Origin of the sequence: Streptomyces hirsutus, assembly GCF_001418415.1 — a bacterium.
Lineage (GTDB): Bacteria > Actinomycetota > Actinomycetes > Streptomycetales > Streptomycetaceae > Streptomyces > Streptomyces hirsutus.
Genome location: NZ_LIQT01000126.1, coordinates 1 through 14,014, shown reverse-complemented (window position 1 = coordinate 14,014; position 14,014 = coordinate 1). Strand labels below are relative to the sequence as shown.

The 14,014-nt window shown below is 72.8% G+C and carries 10 protein-coding genes; 6 read left to right on the top strand and 4 right to left on the bottom strand.

Translation table 11 applies throughout. From position 1 onward, the window contains the following. A partial coding sequence (locus tag AOK11_RS10150) for an RNA-guided endonuclease InsQ/TnpB family protein (RefSeq protein ID WP_157869317.1) occupies positions 1-638 on the top strand: 638 nt, incomplete at its 5' end. A 240-nt stretch (positions 639-878) separates the two neighbouring features. Here the strand turns inward: AOK11_RS10150 and fahA are convergent. After that, the gene (gene fahA / locus AOK11_RS10145) at positions 879-2,105 is read right to left on the bottom strand and encodes a fumarylacetoacetase (protein ID WP_055593328.1); all 1,227 of its coding nucleotides are present in this window, start codon (positions 2,103-2,105) and stop codon (positions 879-881) included. A gap of 364 nt (positions 2,106-2,469) precedes the next feature. On the opposite strand from fahA, the gene AOK11_RS10140 reads away from it, so the two are divergent. The 5 genes from AOK11_RS10140 (at position 2,470) to AOK11_RS10120 (ending at position 10,259) form a co-directional block, all read left to right on the top strand. Further along, positions 2,470-3,723 carry a DegT/DnrJ/EryC1/StrS family aminotransferase gene (locus tag AOK11_RS10140; protein WP_240497285.1) on the top strand — a complete coding sequence of 418 codons (1,254 nt, stop codon included), beginning with the start codon at positions 2,470-2,472 and terminating at the stop codon, positions 3,721-3,723. Continuing rightward, positions 3,716-6,430, top strand: a complete 2,715-nt coding sequence (locus AOK11_RS10135) for a lipopolysaccharide biosynthesis protein (RefSeq protein WP_055593327.1) — start codon at positions 3,716-3,718, stop codon at positions 6,428-6,430. Before AOK11_RS10140 ends, AOK11_RS10135 begins: the two co-directional genes overlap by 8 nt. Positions 6,431-6,655: 225 nt before the next feature. Beyond that, complete coding sequence (locus tag AOK11_RS10130) at positions 6,656-8,578, top strand: glycosyltransferase (protein ID WP_240497284.1); 1,923 nt, start codon at positions 6,656-6,658, stop codon at positions 8,576-8,578. Beyond that, positions 8,575-9,003 (top strand): hypothetical protein, encoded by a 429-nt coding sequence (locus AOK11_RS10125; protein WP_055593326.1) that lies wholly within the window; start codon positions 8,575-8,577, stop codon positions 9,001-9,003. Before AOK11_RS10130 ends, AOK11_RS10125 begins: the two co-directional genes overlap by 4 nt. Further along, positions 9,000-10,259, top strand: a complete 1,260-nt coding sequence (locus tag AOK11_RS10120) for a glycosyl hydrolase (RefSeq protein ID WP_240497283.1) — start codon at positions 9,000-9,002, stop codon at positions 10,257-10,259. Before AOK11_RS10125 ends, AOK11_RS10120 begins: the two co-directional genes overlap by 4 nt. A gap of 92 nt (positions 10,260-10,351) precedes the next feature. Here AOK11_RS10120 and AOK11_RS10115 read toward each other — a convergent pair whose 3' ends face one another. The 3 genes from AOK11_RS10115 to AOK11_RS10105 form a co-directional block, all read right to left on the bottom strand. Beyond that, positions 10,352-11,107: a polysaccharide deacetylase family protein gene (locus AOK11_RS10115; RefSeq protein ID WP_206188812.1), complete on the bottom strand. Its 756-nt coding sequence runs from the start codon at positions 11,105-11,107 to the stop codon at positions 10,352-10,354. Positions 11,108-11,223: 116 nt separating this feature from the next. Then, positions 11,224-12,618, bottom strand: coding sequence for a glycosyltransferase family 2 protein (locus AOK11_RS10110; RefSeq protein ID WP_055593324.1), 1,395 nt, complete (start codon positions 12,616-12,618; stop codon positions 11,224-11,226). Positions 12,619-12,718: 100 nt separating this feature from the next. Beyond that, complete coding sequence (locus tag AOK11_RS10105) at positions 12,719-13,789, bottom strand: GNAT family N-acetyltransferase (RefSeq protein WP_240497282.1); 1,071 nt, start codon at positions 13,787-13,789, stop codon at positions 12,719-12,721. Positions 13,790-14,014: the final 225 nt, after the last annotated feature.

Genomic DNA, 14,014 nt, shown 5'->3' with positions numbered 1-14,014 from the left:
GGTGCACCGGGCAGCAGGCGTCGAAGCGCTGGGAGAAGGCCAGCCAGGCACGGAACAAGATCCACCACCGGGTCGCGAATCTCCGCGAGGACACCCTCCACAAGATGACGACCCGTCTTGCCCGCGAGTACGGCACGATCGTCGTCGAAGACCTCAACGTTGCCGGCATGGGCCGCAACCGGCGCCTGTCCCGCCGCGTCGCGGATGCCGCGTTCGGTGAGATCCGACGCCAGCTCACCTACAAGTCCCGCCGGCACGGCACTCGGCTTGTCGTCGCCGACCGCTGGTACCCCTCCTCGAAGACCTGCTCCCGCTGTGGTGTGGTGAAAGCCAAGCTACCCCTCGGCATGCGCGTCTTCGTGTGCGAAAACTGCGGACTGGTCATCGATCGGGACGCCAATGCCGGACACAACCTGGCCGCCCTCGCGGCCCGCACCACAGGTACCGGAGTGGCCGGAGACCTGGACCTCGTCAAGGCGAAGTCGAAGCCCCGTGGAGCCGACCGGAAGACCCGCAGCACCCGACCGCGCCGCGAGGCCGGGGCGGGGCGGGCAGGTGGCGCAATCCCCGGCCCTCGGGCCAGAGCGGAAACGGGAGACCGTCAACAGGACACCGGCGCGCAACTCGTGCTCTGGTGAGACCGTTACGGACCATTCCGGTGGAAACACCGGGATTACTGAGATCACTTGATGATCAAAGCAACGGTGTGAGGCGTGCGCCGCGTGCCGCGCAACGTGCGGGGTACGGATGGTGCGGGACGTGCGGGAGCCGCACACCGCCCGACGCCAAGTAAGTATGACGGCGAAGGGCGGTGCGCGGCAGGGGTGGGCGTGGATCGACGGCTTCGCCGACGTGGCCCGCGGGCCGGCCCGGTCGGGTCAGCTCGCGGGGTCGGCCCGCGGGATCACCCGTCCCGTGACCTCGCCGAGGCCGACGCGGACTCCGCCCGGCCCCGGGGCCCAGGCCGACAGGGTCACCACGTCGCCGTCCTCCAGGAAGGTCCGCTTGCCGTCGGGGAGTTCGAGGGCGTCGCGACCGTTCCAGGTCAGTTCCAGCAGGGACCCGCGCTGCCCCTCGGCGGGCCCGCTCACCGTGCCGGAGCCGTAGAGGTCGCCGGTGCGCAGGGAGGCGCCGTTCACGGTCATGTGGGTGAGCTGCTGGGCGGCCGTCCAGTACATCGTGGAGAAGGGAGGTTCGGAGACGACGTGCCCGTTGACGGCCACGGAGATCCGCAGGTCGTAACCGCCGGGCTCCTCGTCCGCGTCGTCCAGGTACGGCAGCAGCGCGTGGGTGCGCTCCGGCGGCGCCACCCGGGCCTCTTCCAGGGCGTCCAGCGGGGTGATCCAGGCCGACACCGAGGTGGCGAAGGACTTGCCGAGGAACGGGCCGAGGGGGACGTACTCCCAGGCCTGGACGTCGCGTGCGGACCAGTCGTTGAGGAGGCAGAGGCCGAAGACGTGGTCGCGGAAGTCGCCGAGCGGCACCGGCCGGCCCAGCTCGGACGGCGCACCGACCACGAAGCCGACCTCGGCCTCGATGTCCAGCCGCACCGACGGGCCGAAGACCGGGACGGGATCGGTGGGCGCCTTGCGCTGCCCCGAGGGGCGTACGACGTCGGTGCCGGACACCAGCACCGTGCCGGAGCGGCCGTGGTAGCCGATCGGCAGGTGCTTCCAGTTCGGGGTGAGGGAGTCGGGGGCGTCCGGGCGGAAGATCCGGCCGACGTTCCGGGCGTGGTTCTCGGAGGCGTAGAAGTCGACGTAGTCCGCGACCTCGAAGGGGAGGTGCAGGGCCACCGACGCCAACGGGTGGAACAGCGGCTCGACGGTCTCCCGGTGCGCCGGCACGGTCACCCAGGCCGTGAGGGCGCGCCGGACGTCCGACCAGGCCGTACGGCCCGCCGCCAGCAGCGGGTTGAGGGTCGGGCGGGCGAGCAGGGAGGCGTACGGGGAACCCAGGACGTGTGCGGCCGCGCCGGCGTCGAGGACGTGGTCGCCGAGCCGGACGCCCACCCTCCGCTCCGACGAGCCGGGGGGCGAGAACACGCCGTACGGCAGATTGTGCGGACCGAAGGGATCGCCCTCGGGGACATCGAAGGGGGGCATCGGGTGCTGCCTCGCTTTCGGGTGCGCAGGTGCTCTGGTGCTTCACGTGTTCGTGGTCGTGCCACACGTTACGGGTGCCGCGGTGGTCTTGGGCAGAGGCGGAAGGACGGGTCCGGGGTGCGGGAGGCGTGCGCGTCCCGCACGGCACGACGCGTGCGCTGCTCCCCCTCGCGCACCGGAAGTCGTCCACAGGGCGGAGACGCAATCTTGACGGAGCGGTGCGAACGGGGCGACTCTGGGCGGGTGCCGGAAGGCCTCGGGGAGGGGGCGTTCCGATGGCACAACAGGGGGACGGATGGCCATTGGGGAGGCCGGTCCGGGATCGGCGCGTTCCGGCATGCGGCCGAAGAGGCTGGAAGATGCCATGCGCGACCGGCTCGGCCGGGAATGCGTGTATGTGCCGTCGTGCAGGTTCGGGCTGTTCGTGGCGCTGCGCCACTGGTGCCCGCCGGGCGGCAGGGTGCTGATGTCGCCGGTCAACGACGACGTCATCTTCTTCGTGGTGCTCGCGGCGGGCCTGCGCCCGGTGCAGGCGCCGCTCAACCCGTTCGACGCGTCCATCGACATCGACGCGGTGCCGGACGAGACATGGGGCTCGCTGTCCGCCGTGCTGACCACGAACCTGTACGGCAACCCGGATCCGGCGCCCGAACTGCGGGACCGTTGTGATGCGTTGGGCATCCCGTTGTTCGAGGACGGGGCGCACGCCATCGGCAGCGAGGTCGGCGGGCGGCCGGTCGGGGCCTGGGGCGACGCCTCCGTTTTCAGCCTTTCCAAGCATGCCGGCGCCCAGACGGGGGGCATCCTCGCGCTGGCCGATCCGGACCGGAGCACGGCAGTGCGGGAGGCCTGCTCCGAATTGCTCGCCCCGCGCCGCACGGCGTCCGAACTCGCCTACGCGGTACGGCCGTACGCCGAGGCCGCCGTGCGGCGGCTGGGGCTGCGCCGGGCCGCCTGGGCCACGATGGGGCTGCTGGGACTGACGGAGCGCGAGGGGATCCGGATGCCGCTGCGTCCGGACGCGCTGGCCGGCGCCGTGCGCTCCGCGCCGGACCTGGGCGCGCACGACCCCTGGGTGCGGGTCGACATGCACGACTACCGGCTGGAGCCCGGCCCCGTACGGTTGCGCCGCGTCCACCGCAGTCTCGGGCGGCTGGACGACGTCTTACGGGCCTCACGGGCGGGCACGGAGCTGCTCCTGTCGACGCCGTGGGCCCGGCCGCCGGCGGACGGCACGGTGCAGCCGCTGTTCCGGGTGCCCTTGCTGGTGGCGGACCGGGACGCGGCGATCGCGGCACTGGCCCGGCGCCGCATCGTGGTCGGCTACCTCTACGACCCGCCCCTGGACGACTACGCGGGAGCCGCGTTCACGGACCCGTCGCCCGCCCCCGGGAATGCCCGCTGGTTCGCGCGGCACGCGCTGCCGGTGGACCCGCTGCGGGCGCGTGAGGCGGCAGAGGTGCTGGAGCGGTCCGGGGCACGGCCCGCCGAGCCACCGGAGGCGCCGGAGCCACCGGAGCCACCGGGGGTGTCGGAGGCGCCGGAGGTATCGGCGTCGCAGCCACTGGAGCCGCCGAAGGGGGCCACGGCGAGAGGACTGGGGCCGCCTCGTGGCTGAGATCCAGGTGCACGAGCCCGCCGCGGTGCGCACAGGCGGCGGCGGACCCGAACCTGCCGACGACGAACCCGGTTCCGACAGCTCCGACTCGCTGTTCAAGAACGCCTACTTCCTGATGCTCAGCACCGGCGTGTCCGCCGTTCTCGGGCTGGGCTTCTGGCTCGTGGCCGCGCGCTACTACTCCGAGGACGCGGTCGGCCAGGGCTCCGCGGCCATCGCTGCGATGCGGCTGCTCGCCAGCATCACCGCGACCACGATGATCGGCGCCGTGGTCCGCTTCGTGCCGCGCGCCGGGCGTGAGACCGGGCGTCTCGTGTGGGGCGTGTACGGGGCGAGTTCACTGGTCGTCGCACTGGCCGCGGGTGTCTTCCTGCTCACGCTCGACCTGTGGGGCGCGTCGTACGAGCCCCTCGGTACCCCGCTGGCGGGTGCGCTGTTCGTCGCGGCGTGCGTGGCATGGGCGCTGCTCACCCTGCAGGACGGGGTGCTCACGGGCCTGCGCAGGACCGCGTGGGTGCCCGTCGGGAACGCCGTCTTCTCCACCGGGAAGCTGGTCCTGCTGGCCGTCTTCGCGAGCGCGCTGCCCGTGCTGGGCATCTTCGTGTCCTGGGCCGTCGCGATCGCTTTCTCCACGCTGCCGCTCGGCTGGCTGATTTTTCGCCGGCTCATCCCGCGCCAGGCCGCCGCCGACCGCGACCGGGAACCGCCCAGGATCCGTGACATGGGCCGTTTCCTCGCCGGTGACTCGCTCGGCGCGCTGTTCAGCCTGGCGATGATCAACCTTCTGCCGGTGATGGTCGCGGTCCGCTTCAGCGCCGCCGAGAACGGCTACTTCTACGTGGCGTACACCGTCGGCGGCACCATGGAGTTCATGGCCATCAACATGGCCGCGTCCCTCACCGCCCACGCCTCGCACGACCCGCGCCGGCTCGCGGACGGGGTCCGTGGGGCGCTGCGCCGGATGACGCTGCTGCTGGTGCCGGTCGTGCTGGTCCTGGTGGTCTTCGCGCCGTTGATCCTCACGCCGTTCAGCGCGGACTACGCCGAGCACGGCTCGATGGTGCTGCGGCTGCTCGCACTCGGGGCGCTGCCCCGGGTGGTCGTGGAGCTGTACATCGGGGTGCTGCGGGTACAGGGGCGCACCGGTGTGCTCGCCGTGCTCCAAGGGGCCATGTGTGTGCTGGTCCTGGGCAGTGCGACCGTGCTGTTCACCCCCGCGGGCATCGCGGGCGCCGGGTGGGCGGTGCTGATCGGCATGACGGCGGTCGCCGTCGTCTCGGTGTTCGGCCTGCGCTCGGCGCTGCGCGACACACGCGACGGGCTCGGTGGGCACGGCGGGCTCGTCGACCGGACGGGCGGGGCCGGTGGCAAGGACGGTACGACGAGGACGACGAGGACGACGAGCGGGACGGGACGGACGGGGGGCGCCTCCGCCGGTCCCGCGTACGGCACGCGCTGGGCGCGGCTGAACGCCACCGCCGGGTACGGCACGGGCTGGGCCCGCCGGGCCGCCTACGAGGGCGGGGGCCGGGAACAGGACGACGCGGACACCGTCACGCTGTTCATCGGCCGCCCCGGTTACGAACGGGAGGCCCTCCAGGCGGACACGATGGCGTTCATCGTCCGGCCCCGCCTCACGGACGCGGTCCCCGGGCCGCACGCGGTCCCCGAGCCGGGGATGGGCCCGGAGGGGGACTCCGAGCCGGTTGCGGACGCGGGCGCCGGTGCGAGCGTCGGTCCGGGCGCCGAGTCCGGGAGGCATCCGGGCGCCGAAGCGCACCAGCGCGAGGCCGAGGGCGATCGGAAGGCCGGCGATCACGCGGGGCCCCCTCCACGGAACGCACACGGACCGGTCCGGGACGAGACACCGCACGAGCACGGTGAGCGCGGTGAGCAGGGCGCGCGGGCCGGTCGTACCGCGCAGGGCGAGCGCGGTGAGCGGGACGAACGGGGGGAGGAGGCCGAGGGCCGGGACGGCGCGGGCGCCGCCGAAGCGTTCGCGGGCACGGCCGGCCGTATCGCCCCGTCGCCGGCCGGTGTCGGGTCCGACCGACGGCTGCGGGACGTCCTCTGGGGGCTGCTCGGACTCGCCACCGTCGCCTTCTGGGCGTCGACACGCCCGCTGCACCGGCTCGGCGGACCGTCGCCGAAGGAACAGGGCGAACTGACGGGACGGCAGTTGCTGGAAGGGCTGCCACTCGTGGCGCTCGCGGCGGGCGGAGTGCTGCTCCTGGTCTTCGTCGCCGCGGTGACGCTGTGCACGGCGCCCGATCCCTGGCTCCCCGGCACCGCGCTGGGTTCGGCCCTGCTCGCCCTGTACGCCGCACCGGTCGTGCTCGGCCGGGAACCCTCGCCGGTGGGCGGGGCGTGGTACGTCCGGACAGCCGAATTCCTCGCGGACGCGGTGGGAACCGACGGGCCGGAGCCGCTGCTGCGATGGGCGCCGCCGGTGTGCCAGCTGCTGTGCCTCGTCGCGTTGTGGCTGCTGCTCGAGCGGGTGGGCGGCGACCGGCTGTCCTGGCCGGGGCGCTGGGGGGCGCTGTACCTCGTCGCCGTGGCCGGCTGGGTGTGGCGGGACGCGCTCGCCCCCGTGGCACCGCCGCTGCTCGCCGCACTGCTTCTGCCGCTGCTCCTTCTCCGGCTTTTGCCGCTCCGTCGTGGCGTACCGGCGCCGGGGCTGCCCGACCACAGACGACCGAACGGCTGAACCAGCGAACGAATCAAGCTTTTGGAGCCGAACCGCCAGGGGGGAACCACCGTGCGTCCGCCAGCCACTCCACGCGAGAGATCCGCGTCCGAGCCCGCACCGGAGAGCACACCGGCGCCCGTCACCCCTGCGGACACCTCCGCGGACACCCCCGTGGAACCGCCTTCGCGGACCGAGTCGCGGACCCACCCCTCCTCGGAGTCGTCGACCCCGGCCCGTGAACCCGTGACGGATCTCTCCGACCTGCCGCCCCTCTGGTCCGCGCGCCGTGCCCCCGGGCTCCGGCCCGCCCTGCCGCTGCTCGCGGCGCTCGCCCTGTGGCTGTACGCGGTACGGCACACCGATGTGTCGCGGCTCGACGACTACGGCCTGGTCACCGCGCTCCACCCGAGCTTCTGGGCCGGCCTCGCCGTCCTCACCGCCGGCTTCTGGTTCACGGTCCGGGACCGTCGCCGGCCCGGCGGCTGGCCGGCGGCGTACGTGCTCGGCCTGCTGGTGATGGAGCGGGCCACGCAGGCCGTGCTCTACCCGACCCCGCTGTACGCCTGGGCGTGGAAGCACGACGGTGTCATCGACCACCTGCTGACCGCCGGCGGGCTCCAGACCGCCGACCGGATCGGTGACATGGCGGTCTACGACCAGTGGCCGGGCTTCTTCGCCGCCCAGGCGGCGCTGGTGCGGCTGCTGGGCGTGGACTCGGCCGCGATGTACATGGCGTGGTGGCCGCTGGCGTCCAGCCTGCTGCTGCTGTTCCCGCTGCTGCTGATCTACCGCACCTTCACCGAGGACCGACGGCTGATCTGGACCGGGGTCTGGCTCTTCTTCGTCGCCAACTGGGTGGGCCAGGACTACTTCTCCCCGCAGTCCGTCGCCTTCGCGCTGCACCTCGGAGTGCTGGCCGTGGTCCTGCGCCGGTACGGCCGTTCCGGCACGGGCGGGGGCAGTGGGCGGCGGGGGCAGGCGGTCTGGACGGTCGTGCTCACCGTGCTGGTGATGGCGATGGTCATCTCGCACCAGCTCACCCCGGCCATGCTGGTCGTGTCGCTGCTCGCGCTGGTCCTGCCCCGCCGCCACCGGGACTGGGTTCCGGTGGCCACCACGGTCGTCATCTTCCTGGCCTGGTGCGCGACGGCCGCACTGCCCTTCCTGTCCGCCGCGATGCCGGACATGATCCGAGCCGTGGGCGACATCGGCGGCAACGTCGAGAGGGGGTACGGCGCCACCCCGACCGGCGCCGGGGCGCTCGCGACCTCGTGGGCGGCCAGGCTGCTCTCGGGCTCCGTTCTGCTGCTGGCGGCGGCCGGGGTCTGGCGGCAGCCCGTACTGCGGTACCGCGCGATGCCGCTGCTGGTGATCACGGCGGCCCCGCTGCCGATGCTCGTGGCGAGCAGCTACGGCAGCGAGATGATCTTCCGGGTCCTGATGTTCATGCTGCCCGGCGTCGCCTTCTTCGCCGCCGCCGCGCTGTTGCCCAAGTTGCGCACCCTCGCCGCCGCGGAGGCGGCGGCAGAGGCCGGAGCCCGCCGGAAGACCGAGCCGCCCGCGCGCCGCGGCAGCGGCGCCCGGCCGCGCACCGGCTTCGGCATCCGGGTCTGGGGACCGCTGCTCGTGCTGCTCGCCGGGACCGCGGCGTTCGTCCCGAGCTACTCGGGCAAGGACCGGATCAACTACTTCCCGCCGCAGGAGGTGGCCCTGGTGGGGCAGCTCTTCGACGAGGCCCCCGAGGGCTCGCTGGTCGTCGCCGCCAACCGCAACTACCCGCTCGCCTACGCCTCGTACGGAAGCATCGACCACTACTGGTTCCTCGAGGACGACCGGAGCCACGTCGACGAGATCGTCCGGGACCCGGCCGGCACCCTCGCCACCGACATGGCGGGAGTGGACCGCCCGAGCCGGGCCTACTTCCTCTTCACCCAGGGCCAACTGGCGAACTCCGAAATGAACGGGCAGCTCACCGGCGCCCAGTTGAACAGCGTCCTGGAGTTCGTCGCCGCGTCCCCGCGGTTCCGGCTGGTGGCGGAGAACAGCGCGGGGGCGGTCTACGAACTGAGACAGCCCGAGGAAGCGGAGGGAACAGAAGGGACAGGGTCGGTAGAGGAGACAGAGGCGGTAGAGGGGACAGAGGGAGAAGGGGGAGGGGAGCGATGACACCGCAGGATCTCGTGATCCGGATGCTCCCGCCGTTCGCCGGCTGGCTGGCGCTCGCCGCGCTCGCCCTGCCCGCCGGTTCGCCGCTGCGCGGGGCGGCAGTCGTCGTCTTCCTGGCAGCGGGGCCGGGCACGGCCCTGGTCGGGCTCTGCGGTCCCGCGCTGCGCGCACGGTCCGCACGGGGTCCCGTCGAGCGGCGCGACCCCGGCTTCGTCCGCCACTCCGACCTGCTGGAACGGATGATGCTGGCCGTTTTCGTCAGCATCGCCGCGGTGATGATCGTCGCGACGGTGCTGATCGCCACGCACACCTTCAGCGCCCAGCGGGTGCTGCTCGCCCTGACCCTGCTGACCACGCTCGCCGCGTTCTGCCCGCGGCTGCGTGCCTCCCCGCCGTCGAGGACACGGAAGGGTTCCGTCCTGTGAGGTTCGCTCGCCCTCTTCGCCGTGTCACCGCCGCCCTGCGCGGTGTTCGACCAGGAACCGGACCGGCCACCGGCCGCTCGACCACCGACCGCTCGACCACCGGCCCGGCCACCGAACCCCCTGCCGGCCCCGAATCCCGCGCGGACACCGGCGGCACAGGCGTCGGCGGCACAGGAACCGGCCGGCACCGCAAGGCGAAGGCCGGGCGGCCGGCCGCGAGCCGCCGCCGGGCGCTGATCACCTCGGCCGCGGTCGTCTGCGCGGTCCTGGTCGCCGTACTCGCACTGCGGAACACCTCGGAGACCTCCGGGACGGACGAGGAGTGCCGGCCCACGGAACTGCTCGAACCCCCCTGCGGCGCCTGGTTCGGAGCCTTCGTGCCGCACGAACGGGCCAACCTGGAGGAGAAGGTGAGGGCCTACGAGGAGAAGGTGGGCCGCAAGCTCGACATCGTCTACACGTACCACGACATGTCCCTGCCCGAAGGAGACCGCAGAGAAGGGCAGTTGCTGAGCCCGGAGGAGCAGCGGGTCGGGGAGGACCGCATGTTGCTGCTGTCCTGGGAGAGCAAGTGGTGGGGCGGCACGAAGGGGCAGCAGCCGACGTGGGCGGAGATAGCCGCCGGTGACCTGGACACGACCGTGATCGACGTCCAGGCACAGCGCATCAAGGACTACGGGCAGCGCACGGGGAAGAAGGTCTTCCTCTCCTTCGACCTCGAAATGGACACGCGCACCCCGGCCAACGGCACCCCGGCCCAGTACGTGCGGGCGTACCGGCACCTCCACGACCGGTTCCGGGAACTCGGCGTGGACAACGTGGTGTGGACCTGGATCATCACCGGCTACCTGAACCACGGAGACCTGTTCAAGGGCATGTATCCGGGGGACGAGTACGTCGACTGGATCGGCTACAACCAGTACAACTACTACCGCTGCCACAAGACGGAGTGGCTGACCTTCGAGCAGACCCAGACGGCCACGCACGAGTGGATACGCGAGAACATCTCCGCCGACAAGCCGCTGATGCTCTCCGAGTTCGGCAGCGCGGTCGACTCCACCCGGCCGGAACGACAGGCCGAGTGGTACGCACAGGTGCCGTCCGTGCTGAAGGGGCTGGAGGGCGTCAAGGCCGCGCTCCAGTGGAACTACCGTGACCCCGGGCCGCACTGCGACCTGGCCGTGGCCGACGAGGCGGCGTGGGAGAGCCTGCGCAAGGCGGCGGCCGACCCGTATCTGAACCAGCCGGCGAAGTGACCGGGCGGGCGACCACGACCGCCCGCCCGTCCACTCGATCCGCCCGACCTGCCGGATCGGCCCGCGAACCGGCCCGCGAACCGGCCCGCGATTCAGCCCGCGAACTCCGGGCCGCGGACCGCTGCCCGGGTGTGCCGGTACCAGCGCCAGGCGATCGTCTTCGGGCCGTCGCGGTAGGGGGCGACACGGGCGCCGTCGCCCGCCAGCCAGGCCCTGACATCGGCGACGGTGTGGCTGCGGCGGACGATGAGCCGGGCGATGCGGTAGCGCTCGTCCCGCTCCGAGCTCAGCGCGTGCCGCACCGCGGTCGCCGTCTCGTACCCGGCACGGGATGCCATGGCCCTCACCCGGGGGCTGTTGTAGCCGTGCGGGTAGGCGAGATGGGGGACCGGATGACCGAGGGCGTCCTCCAGCACGGCTTTGGAGTCGAACAGTTCGGCGCGCAGTCGTTTCCCGGTCAGCGTGTCCAGCTGGGCGTGGCTGACCGTATGGCTGCCGATCTCCATGCCGGAACGCTCCAGCTCCGTCACCCGGTCCAGGGTCATCATCGGCGCCGGCGGAAGCAGGCTGCGGCCGCCCGGCGTGATGGCGCCGGTGGTGAGGTACGCGGTGGCCGGCAGGGAGCGCCGGGCCAGGAGGTCGGCGGTGGGACCGGGCAGGTCGGCGAAGCCGTCGTCGAAGGTGAGGAGCACCGGCCGGGGCGGAAGGGGCGCCCGCCCGGTGAGATGGCCAGCGAGGGTGCTGATGGTGACGGGGGTGCGGCCGCTGTCCTCGAGGGCGTCGAGATGCGCCGCGAACTCCTTCGGCGTGACGGTGAACTCGGCGATCCAGTCGGGCGGGTCGTCCATCACGGCGTGGTAGAGGAACACCGGGATGGCCGGACGCCTCGCGTCCGCTCCGCCGCCCTCGTCACCTGAGCCGTCCCCGGCTCTTCGCAGCGACGGATCCTGCGAGGACGACGCCGTCATCGCGTACCCCCGGCCGTCCGCCCGCCGGAGGGCGTCTTCCCCGTCGTGCCGCCCGCCGCCCGCCGGGCCCGCAGATAGCCGACGGGGCCGTACAGCATCCCCATGCGCTGCAGCCGTGAGAGGCGGCGCGGCCAGGGATGGGTGGTGCGGGTGTCGTGGCTGCCCGGAGCGGCTGAGCCGGCCCCGGAGCCCTCGGTGTCTACGGTGTCCCCGGTCTCCCGTACGGCGGTGAGGCCGCGGGCGTGGGACAGGCCGCGGGGCAGCCGGGCGAGGAACGCGGGCAGCAGCGCGGGCCGGTTGACCAGGACCGCCGTGAGGTAGGCGGTGAGGCCGGCGCCGTAGCCGAACGCCTGGGTCTCCAGATCGGCCCAGGTCTCCCGGTGGTGGTGCCAGACCAGTGCCCGGGGCGTGTAGTGGAGCCGGTGCCCCTGGGCGAGGACCCGGACGAACCCGTACAGGTCGTCGCCGCCCCGGGCGGGCGTCCCGGCGCCGGTGGCCGGATCGAAACCGCCGACCGCGCGCAGCGCCTCCGTACGGAACGCCATGTTCGCCCCGGAGCCGAACCGGCCCGCGGTGAAGGGGAACAGCGGTTCGTCGCGGGGCGGGTTCCGCGGGTCGTACGTCGTCGGCGTGAACCCCTTCGCGAAGCCGCCGTGGCTCTCCAGCAGGACCTGGGCCGGGGTGCGCAGCCGGGCGGGCAGGATCAGGCCGGTGGCACAGCCGAGTTCCGGGTCGGCGGCGAAGGACGCGGTCAGCTCGGTGAGCCAGCGGGCGTCGGCGACGACGTCGTCGTCGGTGAACGCGGTCACCTCGCCCCGGGCGTGGGCGAGCCCGGTGTTGTGCGCGGTCGCGAGCCCGGGGACCGGCTCGCACACGTACCGCACGCGCTCCCCGTACTTCCGGTGCACCAGGTCGCGTGTCCCGTCCGTCACGGGCGCGTTGTCGATGACGACGATCTCGAAGTGCGGATGGTCCTGCGCGAGGAGCGAGTCGAGGGCGCGGGCGAGCTGTCCGGTCCGTTCCCGGGTGGCCACGACGACCGAGGCGAAGGGCGGCGGCACGGTGGTCCCCCCGGCCGCCTCCGCCGTGTCGGGACCTTGCCCCTGCGCCTGAACCTGCGTCTGCACCTGTACCTGCACCTGCGCCTGCCGTGCGAGCGACGCCAGGACCGTCGTCGGATCGCCCCCCTCCGGGACCCTTCCCAGTAGTGTGCCCACCGGCAGGCCGTCTCTCCTGACCAGCAGGAACACCTCGCCGTGCGTCACCGGCGGACTGCCCGGACCGGGTCTCAGGACGGCTTCCTCACCGCTCAGGTCCAGTTCGGCGACCTGAACCGCGCCGATGTCCAGGAACCGCCGTATCTCCTCCTGCGTACGTGCTGTGCGGGACACGAGCCCTCCCCTCCTCACGAACGGTTGAACCGTTGAACGGTTGTCACGAGCGGCCGTCGCCGTCCCCAGCGGTTCTCGCGGTCTCGCGGCCGGGAACCACTCACGGCCGGCGCAGCCGGGCCGCCCCCTTCAAGGTCCGCGACGCCAGCGAGGCGAGACGCGGCCGGGCGACGACGAAACCGTGCGCGCGGCGGGCGGGCTCGCGGCGCAGCAGCTGAAGCGCGGCGCCCAGACCCGGACGCGTCGCCTCTCCCTCGTAGACGGCGCGTTCGCCCGTCTTCAGCGAGTCCTTGTACTCGGCCGGGCCGCGGCCCATGTCGAGCAGGCCGATGCCCTCGCCGGCCGCCGCCTCGGCCATCCGCAGATGCAGTACGAGCCCCGGCGAGAACTTCGCGAACTCCGGGTCGTACGCCGGGAACCAGCAGGCCAGTACCGAGGCCGAGCGCAGGCCGAAGTGGGCCGCGACGGGACGGTCCCCGGCGTACAGGACGGACAGCGTGCCCGTGCACTCCGGAGCCCGGGTCCCGGCCAGGCGGCCCACGAGCCGGGTGATCCACTCCTGCGCGAACCGGTCGCGGCGCCCGGTCCTGCGGTACTGCGCCGACTTCCACCCGATGAGCGCCCGGAGCGCGGCCGGGTCGCGTTCGTCGAACACGAACCGCACCGGTCCGGCCTGGCGGCCGAGCCGGCGCTCCTTGGCCAGGGTGGTCTTCAGGAACTTCGGCGACTGGCCGCGCAGTACGGACTCGTAGGTCTCGTAGCCCTTCTCCACGTCGATGACGAAGGTGGCGTGCTCCTCGGCTGCGTGCGGGACGAACAGGGCCTGGTCCGCCTCCAGGTTGTCGAAGGCGAAGCTCGACACCGAACAGGCACGGAGCAGTTCACCGGCCTCCAGCGCCAGACCCGGACGCAGCACGGCGCCCTGGCAGTCCGAGACGCCGAGCCCGATCGCCCGGCCCTGCCCCAACGCGCCCCGCTCGTACGGCAGGAACCCGGCCGGTTCGGCGGACGCCCCCTCGTACAGCACCGCCACCCGGGCCCCGGGCCGCACCCTGGACACGGCGGAGGCGAACTCCGGTTCCATGAAAGGGCTGCGCGGTGCCTCCGTCGCGGCACGCAGCTCACGCCACCGTTCCCGCTCCCCCTCGCCGAGCTCCTCGAGCCTCAGCACACGTGTGCGTCCACTGCTCACCTGACCCCCCGATCAAGTCCCCCCTGGACACTTGGAAGGTACCGCCCAAGACCACAAGGGCGGTAGGTAGCGGAGCATGTTGTTGCCAAGTGGTACAGAGGCCGCGGATGGTGCCCCGGGCGCGGCACCTCGGGCGGAGCAGGGAGAGCCGGTCCGGGCGGAACCGGCGGGACGGGGTGAGACGGGCCGGGCGGGGTCGGGCGT